This window comes from Marinovum sp. (assembly GCF_034669705.1).
In the GTDB taxonomy this organism is placed as follows: domain Bacteria; phylum Pseudomonadota; class Alphaproteobacteria; order Rhodobacterales; family Rhodobacteraceae; genus Marinovum.
In genome coordinates this window covers 21,944-30,000 of sequence record NZ_JAXMOR010000049.1, presented here as the reverse complement: position 1 = coordinate 30,000, position 8,057 = coordinate 21,944, and the positions used below count along the sequence as shown (strand labels likewise).

Here is an 8,057-nt window from a genome sequence, read left to right as displayed (position 1 = left end):
CTGTGAGCCGCGCGGTCTCGCGCTTCTGCGCTTCGGCCTCAACCGCCTCGGCATGGCGCTCGGCGGCCTTCTGCGCCGCCTCGGCCGCCGCCAGCCGCGCCCGGCGCGCCTCGACCGCTTCGGGCGCCTCCCAGTCGCGCAGCGCGCGCCGCGCCCGCTTGCGCTCGGCCAGCGCCTCGTGCAGCGCCTCGGCAGTGGCGGCGAGGCTGTCGCGCTGCTCGGTCAGGTCGGCCACCCGGTCGAGCGCGGCATGCCACGGCCCGCCCTTGCGCGGCTTGCCGGTCGATGTGGCGAGGCTGCCCAGCTCTTCGCGGCAGGCGGCCAGCGCCATGTCCATCCGCCGCCCGCCGGTCATCTGGTCGACCTCTTCGCTGACCGAGGTCATCAGGTCGCGCCGCGCCTCGAGCGCCAGTTTCTGCTCTCTGGTCGTGCCGCCGGTCAACTCGGTCATGCCCTGACGCACCCAGATCAGCCCCGAAGGCCCGCCGCCGTCACCGCCAAGCAGCGCGTCGATCCAGGCCTCGGCCTCGTCGGCCTGGGCGATCAGCCGGTCGCCTTGGTGCACCGTGGCCGTGGTCTTGCCGAGCCAGCGCTTGAACAGGGTGAACCGGCCGTCGTCGGTCTCGACCGTGACGCTGACCTCGGGGTGCCCGCCGGCATGGGGCTGCAGCGCCTTGATTTCCTTGTCGCGCGAGCCGTGCGGCTTGAAGAACAGCGCCTGGATCGCGTCGAAGAGCGTGGATTTGCCGTGCTCGTTGGGCTCGCAGAGCAGGTTGAGCCCGTCACCGATCTCGCGGATGGCGACCGGGTCGGTGAAGCGGCGGACGTTGTTGAGGCTGATGGCGCGGATCTTCATTGCGCGTCCTCACGGACATAGGCGTAGAGCCGGGCCAGCGCGTCGCCGGCCACCTGCCGCTCGGCCTCCGAGAGGGTTTCGGACTGCGCCTCCTGCTGCAGGGCGTCGGCCGCCAGCCGCAGCGCGCCGGCGCGGTCTATCTCGTCGAGATCGCCGGCGTCATATTGCGTGCCGAGCGCGTCGGTCAGCAGTTCGAAATGGGCGAAATCCGGGGCGATGTCGCGCGCCGCGCGCGTCAGGTCGGCCTGGTCGGCCAACCCCGCCCAGCCGCCGGCGCGCATGCGCAGCAAGATGTCGCGGCGGCTGCCCTCCGGCAGGGCTTCGGCCAGCGCCCGGCCCGCGTGCTGCCGCGGATGCAGGGTCAGGGGCTGTTCGGTCCAGAGAAACGCGCCGGTCTCGACCTCGGCAATCTGCGGCACGGCGCCGGGACCGTCGAGCGTGACCGCAAGGCAGACGCCGCGGCGGCCGTGCTTGAAGCGATCCTGTTCGGGGCTGCCGCAGTAGTGCACCCGGTCCGAGACCTGCAACCGCCCGTGCCAGTCGCCCAGGGCGAGGTAGTCAAGGCGCGCGCTCCGGTCTCTGTCAGGGGCGATGGCGTCGCCCGCGCCGGTGAAATCGGTGACCCCGCCATGGGCCAGCCCGATGCGCAACCGGCCCTCGTCGCTGGCCATGTTGACCAGCGGCTCGGTCGGATCGCTGGCGCCGGCGCGAAAGGCCACGGGGCTGGGCAGCAGCGTCGCACCGTCGCCCAGGGGCTGCGGTTCGGCCTCGGTCAGGGCGATCACATTGGCCGGTGCGTCGCGGCGGATCACCTCCCACAGTGGCTCGGCATCGCGCAGGTTGTCGTGGTTGCCGGGCAAGAGCCACCAGGTGACGCCCGCGTCCTCGGCCATCGCCGCCAGTGCCTGGCGGATCACCACCGGCGAGGGCGTGGCGGTATCAAATGTATCACCGGCCAGCAGAATATGCGCCGCGCCGCGGTCCCGCGCGGCCTTGGCCAGTCGGGTGATGGCGCCGTGGCGGGCCTCCATCAACCGGCCGCGAATGTTGCCGTCCTCGGGCTGCGGGATATTGGCGAACTTGCGCCCGATGTGCAGATCGGACGCATGGATGAAGCGCAAGGGCATGGCGGCAAACTCCGGCAACTGGCAATCGCCGCCTTTATCGGCCGCGGCGCGGACATGCGCAATCACTCAGGCGGGGAGACCCCTGCGCCTCAGGCCGTCGCTGGCTGTTGCTTTCGCCCCGCAACCCAGTTCAGCGCCAGCAGCACGGTCAGCAGCGCCGCGCCGGCGATCTCGATCTGCAGGCTGGGCCAGAACACCGCCACCATTCCCGGCAACACCAAGAGCCGCGCCCAGAGCGGCATCGGCGCGAAGAGATAGGCCTCGAGCGCCGCGGCAAAGGCGGTCAGCGCAAGGATCGCGATGGCGCCGTTCCACAGCACCAGCGGCACCGGCCCGCCTTCGATGATCGACGGGTTGTAGACCATGAAGAGCGGAATCAGGTAGAGCCCCTTGGCGTATTTCCACGCCTGCACCGAGGTCTCCATCGGCGAGGCATTGGCGATCGCCGCGCCGGCGAAGCCGGCCAAGGCCACAGGTGGCGTGACGTTGCTGTCCTGGCTCCACCAGAAGACCACCAGATGCGAGATCAGCAGCGGAATGCCGAACTCTTCGGTCAGCGCCGGGCCGACGAGGATGATCAGCACGATATAGGCTGCGGTCACCGGCAGACCCATGCCGAGGATCAGGCTGGCAATCACCACCAGCAGCAGCGCCAGCAGCAGGTTGCCGTTGGAAAACGCCAGCATCATCGCCGAAAACTTCAGCCCCAGCCCGGTCAGCCCGACGACGCCGACGACGATGCCGGCCACCGCACAGGCCATCGAGACGGCGACGGCATTGCGCGCGCCCAGCTCCAGCGCCTCGAGCGTCTTGGCAATGCCGGAGCGCGCCAGCGCCACCAGCCCGTCGAGCGTCGGACCTTCGGCGAGATAGCGCAGCACCGCGCGCAGCACCGCCGCGGCGATCACCGCGAGGATGGCGTAGAAGCCCACCCGCATCGGCGAATAGCCCACGACGAGCAGCCAGACCAGCGCCACCAGCGGCAAGAGGAAATGCCAGCCCTCGGCCAGTACCTCGCGCACCTTGGGCAGCTCGGCTGCGGGGATGCCCTTCATCCCCTGCTTGACGGCGGCGATATGCACCAGGAGGTAGACCGCACCGAAGTAGAGGATCGCCGGAAAGATCGAGACCAGCACGATCTCGATATAGGGCACCCGGGTGAACTCGCTCATCAGAAAGGCGCCGGCGCCCATCAGCGGCGGCATGATCTGCCCGCCGGTCGAGGCCGCGGCCTCGATGCCGCCGGCCTGTGCCGGCCGGTAGCCGAGCTTTTTCATCAGCGGGATCGTGAAGGCGCCGGTGGTCACCACGTTGGCGATGGCAGACCCGCTGATCGAGCCCATGCCGGCCGAGGCGATCACCGCTGCCTTGGCCGGGCCGCCGCGTTGCCGGCCGGTGGCGGCATAGGCGAGATCGATAAAGAACTTGCCGGCGCCGGTCACCTCCAGAAAGGCGCCGAACAGCACGAAGACAAAGATGAAGGTGGCGGCGACGCCCAGCGGCAGGCCAAAGATGCCCTCGGCGCCCAGCGTCATCTGGCTGGCCAGACGGTCCAGCGTATAGCCGCGGTGATTGAGGATGCCGGGCATGAAATCCGACAGCCAAGGAAGCTCGCCGCGCGACCCGGCAAAGGCGTAGAGGATGAAGAAGCCGCCGATGATGGTCATCCCGAGGCCGATGGCGCGGCGCGCCGCCTCGAGCACCACGAGGGTGGTGATGATGCCGACAGTCACGTCGATCTGGCGCGGGATGATGGCATTGGCGATGGCGTCGATATTGGCCGGCACCCAGTAGCCCACCAGCACGCCGCAGGCGATCAGCGGACCGTCGATGGCCCAGCCGATCAAGCCGCGCGGCCGGTTGCCGGTGACCGGGTACATCAGGAAACAGAGCACCAGGATGAAGCCCAGGTGGATCGGCCGCTGAAAGAACAGCCCCAGCGGCTGGATGCCGGCGGCATAGAGCTGGAACAGTGACAGGGTGATTGCGACGATCGCGATCGCCATCAGCACCGAACGCGGCTGGCGGTCGGCGCCGGGCGCCTTGACTTCATAGGTGTCGGTCATTCCGGGTCCCCCGGTTGCAGCGCGATGCGGACGCGCTGGCGCGCCGCCGGGGCCGAGAGCGCGATCTCGGCGTCACCTGCAACGATCCTGTGATTGACGCCGGCGCGACCGGGGCGCAGCACATAGGCATCCCCCGGCACCGGCTCGTCGATGTCTTCGATCCAGTAGCCGCCGCGACCGTCCGACACCTGCCGCCCGCGGCCCGGCAGATGGCCGAGACCGGCGGCGAAATCGGGCTGATGCGAGCGCACCAACACCATCCGGCCGGCCCGGTTGCGATAGCAGTCCTGCACCGGAAAGCCCTGCACCGAATGGTTCCACAGCACACACCATCCGCCGCCCTCGGCCACGGCAATGCGGCCGATCTCGGTGCCGTCGGGCAGGCTGGCGGTCAGCACCGCGGCCTGACTGGTCGAGACGGTGAGGAAGAGGGCAAAAAGCCCTCTTCCGAGTGTGCCGATCACTGCCGCAGGTGGTCGGGGATGGTGGCGCCGGCTTCCTCGAAATAGCGCAGCGCACCGGGGTGCAGCGGCACCGGAGTGGCGTTCATCGAGAACTCGATGGTGGTCTCGTTCGCCGCCGGGTGCACCGCCTGCATGTCTGCGATGTTCTCGTACATCGCCTTGGTCACTTGATAGACGGTCTCCTCGTCCATCTCTGACGAGACCACCAGCACGTTGGGCACGCCCACGGTCGAGACATCGGCATCGACGCCATCATACGTGCCGCCGGCCAGTTTCAGCGGCGCAAAGGTCTCGTCGGCCTCATCCGCTGCCGCGAGCTGCTCGTCGGTCAGGCCGATCATGCGGATCTCGTTGGTGGTGGCGAGGTTGAGGATCGAGGAGGTCGGCGCGCCGACGCTCCAGAAACCGGCGTCGATATCGCCGTTGTTGAGGGCATCGGCGGTTTCGTTGAAGTTCAGCCGCTGGGCGTCGAAATCATCGAAGGAGATGCCGTTGGCCTCGAGCAGGGTCATGGCGTTGACCTCGGTACCCGAGCCCGGCGCGCCGACCGAGACCCGCTTGCCCTTGAGATCGTCGATATTCTCGATACCGCTGTCGGCCAGGGTCACGATCTGCACCATGTTGGCATAGAGCGAGCCCACGGCGCGGATCATCGGCAGCTGCTGGCCCTCGAACCGGCCGGTGCCGGCATAGGCCTGCTGCACGGTGTCGGCGAGGCCGATGGCAAAGTCGGCGTCGCCGGTGGCGATCAGCCCCATGTTCTCGACCGAGGCGCCGGTGACCTCGGCGGTGGCGCTGTAGCCCTCGACGTGATTGTTGATCACCTCGGCCAGCCCGCCGCCCATCGGGTAATAGACCCCGCCGGTGCCGCCGGTGGCGATCGAGAGCTGCATCTGTGACATCGCCGGCGTCGCGGCGACCAGTGTGGCAAGGGCAAAGTATCTGGCAAGTTTCATATTATTGGTCCTCCCGTTTGATTATGACTGCCACCGTATCCGTCGGCGGGAATTATTCAAGTGGCTCAAGCGGGGTGCGGCGCGAAGCGCCCGGACACCGGGTCAGCGAGAGGCCCCGGCGCGGGGGCCGGTGCGGTCGTTCTGTGCAGGTGCGGCCAGCGCGAGAACCGCCGGGGTCAGCGGCCGGCGAGGCCCCGGCCCGGGGGCCGGTCCGCCGGGGTCAGCGGCGCTGGCCCACCGGGCGACCGACGCCGTCGGGTACGGGCAGTGCGGCATGCGCGGCGGCAAAGCCTTCCAGCCGCGCGGCCACCTGCGCCGACGGCGGCGCGCTGCGGCGGGTGGTCATGTCGACATGCAACAGCAGCGTCTCGACCGTGGCCGAGAGCGTGCCGTCTTCCATCAACAGGCGGTGAAACAGGTGCATCTTCTTGCCCCGGCCGTCCAGCACCTGCGTCGTCACCTTGACCCGCGCCCCGGCCGTCATCTCGGCGAGGTAGCGGACGTGGTTCTCGACGGTGAAATAGCTGCCGCCTGCGGCCACATAGGCGGCGTCGGCGCCGATCATCTCCATGAAGCGGTCGGTGGCCTGGCAGGAGACTTCGACGTAATGCGCCTCGTTCATGTGGCCGTTGTAGTCGGTCCAGCTCTGCGGGATCACCCGGTCGACCGTCACCGGCAGATCGACCGGCGCGGGATCGGGCAGGCCGGCCTCATGGGCATTGATCGTGCCGCCCGCCCCGCTGCCCGATTTGCGCAGGGCGCGCAGCATGCCGACGAGGTTGTCATCGCGCAGCCGTTCCAGCTCGCGGATCGACAGGTGGCCGGATTGCGCATCCGACTGCCCGGCGATCAGCTTGACCAGCTCGGGAGTGAATTCCGGCACGTCCGTCAGCTTGCTCCAGGGCCAGTCCAGCGCCGGACCGAACTGTGCCATGAAATGCGCCATGCCGGCCTCGCCGCCGGCGATGCGATAGGTCTCGAACAGCCCCATCTGCGCCCAGCGCAACCCGAACCCCATGCGGATCGCCTCGTCGATCTCCTCGGTGGTGGCGACGCCGTCCTTGACCAGCCAGAGGCTCTCGCGCCAGACCGCCTCGAGCAGCCGGTCGGCGATATGGGCGTCGATCTCCTTGCGCAGGGTCAGCGGATACATCCCGACCTCGCGCAGGAGGGCCGCCGCGCGGTCGCATAGGGTGGGCTCGCCCACCAGCTCGACCAGCGGCAACAGGTAGACCGGGTTGAACGGATGGGCAACGATCACCTTGGCCCCCTCGGCGGTCAGCTCGGAGGGTTTGAAACCAGAGGTCGAAGAGCCGATCACCGCCAGCGCATCGGCGGCGCGGCTGATCTCGCCATGCACCCGGTGTTTGAGCGCGAGCCGTTCCGGCACGCTCTCCTGCACCCAGTCGGCCCCGGTGACGGCCGCGGCAAGATCGTCGTGATAGCTGAGCGTGCCTTCCGCCGGCAGCGCCTTGTCATAGAGCGCGGGCAGGGCGCGGCGGGCATTGTCCAGCACCGCCTCGATCTTGCGTCTCGCCTCGGGGTCGGGATCGAACACCGCCACGTCCCAGCCGTTGAGCAGGAAGCGCGCCGCCCAGCCGCCGCCGATCACGCCGCCGCCGATGATTGCGGCCTTGCGGGTCATGCCACACCTCCTTGCGGCGCGCGTTTCACCAGCCCCAGCATGTCGCGCACCTCCGCCGGGCCGATCACCCTGGCGCCCATGTTTTCGATCACCGTCACCGCGCGTTCGACAAGCTGCGCATTGGTCGCCAGCACGCCCTTGTCGAGAAACAGATTGTCCTCCAGCCCGACACGCACGTTGCCGCCGGCCAGCACCGCCGCCGCCACATAGGGCATCTGGTCGCGGCCCAGAGAGAATGCTGACCAGGTCCAGTCCTCGGGCACGTTGTTCACCATCGCCAGCAGGGTGTTGAGGTCGTTCGGCGCGCCCCAGGGCACCCCCATGCAGAGCTGCACCAGCGCCTGCGGTGCCAGGGTGCCCTCGCGCACCAGTTCCTTGGCGAACCACAGATGGCCGGTGTCGAAGGCCTCGATCTCGGGTTTCACGCCGAGCTCGGTCATCATCGCGCCCATGGCACGCAGCATGCCCGGCGTGTTTGTCATGACGTAGTCGGCCTCGGCGAAATTCATCGTGCCGCAATCCAGCGTGCAGATCTCTGGCAGGCAATCGCGGACATGCGCCATGCGGGCACTGGCGCCGATCATGTCGGTCGCCTCGGGGTTCAGCGGCAAGGGCGCCTCTGGCGGGCCAAAGACCATGTCGCCGCCCATGCCGGCAGTGAGGTTGAGAACAACGTCGACCTCGGCGGCGCGGATGCGCTCGGTCACCTCGCGGTAGAGGTCGCGGCGGCGCGACGGCGCGCCGGTCGCGGGGTCGCGGACATGGCAATGTACCACCGCGGCGCCGGCGCGGGCGGCATCGATCGCGCTTTCGGCGATCTGTTGCGGCGACCGCGGGACATGCGGGCTCCGGTCCTGGGTGGCGCCAGAGCCGGTGACGGCGCAGGTGATGAAGACGGAGCGGTTAATGGTCAGTGGCATTGGGGGTCCTTTCTGTCGCCTCT

The 8,057-nt window shown here is 68.8% G+C and carries 7 protein-coding genes; all 7 read right to left on the bottom strand.

Translation table 11 applies throughout. The features are described 5' to 3' along the window. On the bottom strand, nt 1-856 hold an 856-nt coding region (locus VOI27_RS22050; RefSeq protein ID WP_323768632.1), incomplete at its 3' end, for an AAA family ATPase. Continuing rightward, entirely contained in the window at nt 853-1,983 is a 1,131-nt protein-coding gene (locus tag VOI27_RS22045) for a DNA repair exonuclease (protein ID WP_323768630.1), read from the bottom strand. The genes VOI27_RS22050 and VOI27_RS22045, both read right to left, overlap by 4 nt. An 89-nt stretch (nt 1,984-2,072) precedes the next feature. Further along, nucleotides 2,073-4,049, bottom strand: a complete 1,977-nt coding sequence (locus VOI27_RS22040; protein WP_323768628.1) for a TRAP transporter fused permease subunit — start codon at nt 4,047-4,049, stop codon at nt 2,073-2,075. Further along, nucleotides 4,046-4,513 carry a DUF1850 domain-containing protein gene (locus VOI27_RS22035; RefSeq protein ID WP_323768626.1) on the bottom strand — a complete coding sequence of 156 codons (468 nt, stop codon included), beginning with the start codon at nt 4,511-4,513 and terminating at the stop codon, nt 4,046-4,048. The genes VOI27_RS22040 and VOI27_RS22035 overlap by 4 nt, the downstream gene beginning before the upstream one ends. Beyond that, a complete protein-coding gene (locus VOI27_RS22030; RefSeq protein WP_323768624.1) occupies nt 4,510-5,469 on the bottom strand; it encodes a TAXI family TRAP transporter solute-binding subunit in 960 nt (319 codons plus the stop codon). The genes VOI27_RS22035 and VOI27_RS22030 overlap by 4 nt, the downstream gene beginning before the upstream one ends. A 220-nt stretch (nt 5,470-5,689) precedes the next feature. After that, nucleotides 5,690-7,114 (bottom strand): carnitine 3-dehydrogenase, encoded by a 1,425-nt coding sequence (locus VOI27_RS22025; RefSeq protein WP_323768622.1) that lies wholly within the window; start codon nt 7,112-7,114, stop codon nt 5,690-5,692. After that, nucleotides 7,111-8,034 carry a 3-keto-5-aminohexanoate cleavage protein gene (locus VOI27_RS22020; RefSeq protein ID WP_323768620.1) on the bottom strand — a complete coding sequence of 308 codons (924 nt, stop codon included), beginning with the start codon at nt 8,032-8,034 and terminating at the stop codon, nt 7,111-7,113. Before VOI27_RS22020 ends, VOI27_RS22025 begins: the two co-directional genes overlap by 4 nt. Nucleotides 8,035-8,057 lie beyond the last annotated feature (23 nt).

Bases quoted from the DNA above. Each gene is read 5' to 3' on its own strand.
- VOI27_RS22045 (WP_323768630.1), bottom strand. From the start codon at position 1,983: ATGCCCTTGCGCTTCATCCATGCGTCCGATCTGCACATCGGGCGCAAG.
- VOI27_RS22040 (WP_323768628.1), bottom strand. From the start codon at position 4,049: ATGACCGACACCTATGAAGTCAAGGCGCCCGGCGCCGACCGCCAGCCG.
- VOI27_RS22030 (WP_323768624.1), bottom strand. From the start codon at position 5,469: ATGAAACTTGCCAGATACTTTGCCCTTGCCACACTGGTCGCCGCGACG.
- VOI27_RS22025 (WP_323768622.1), bottom strand. From the start codon at position 7,114: ATGACCCGCAAGGCCGCAATCATCGGCGGCGGCGTGATCGGCGGCGGC.
- VOI27_RS22020 (WP_323768620.1), bottom strand. From the start codon at position 8,034: ATGCCACTGACCATTAACCGCTCCGTCTTCATCACCTGCGCCGTCACC.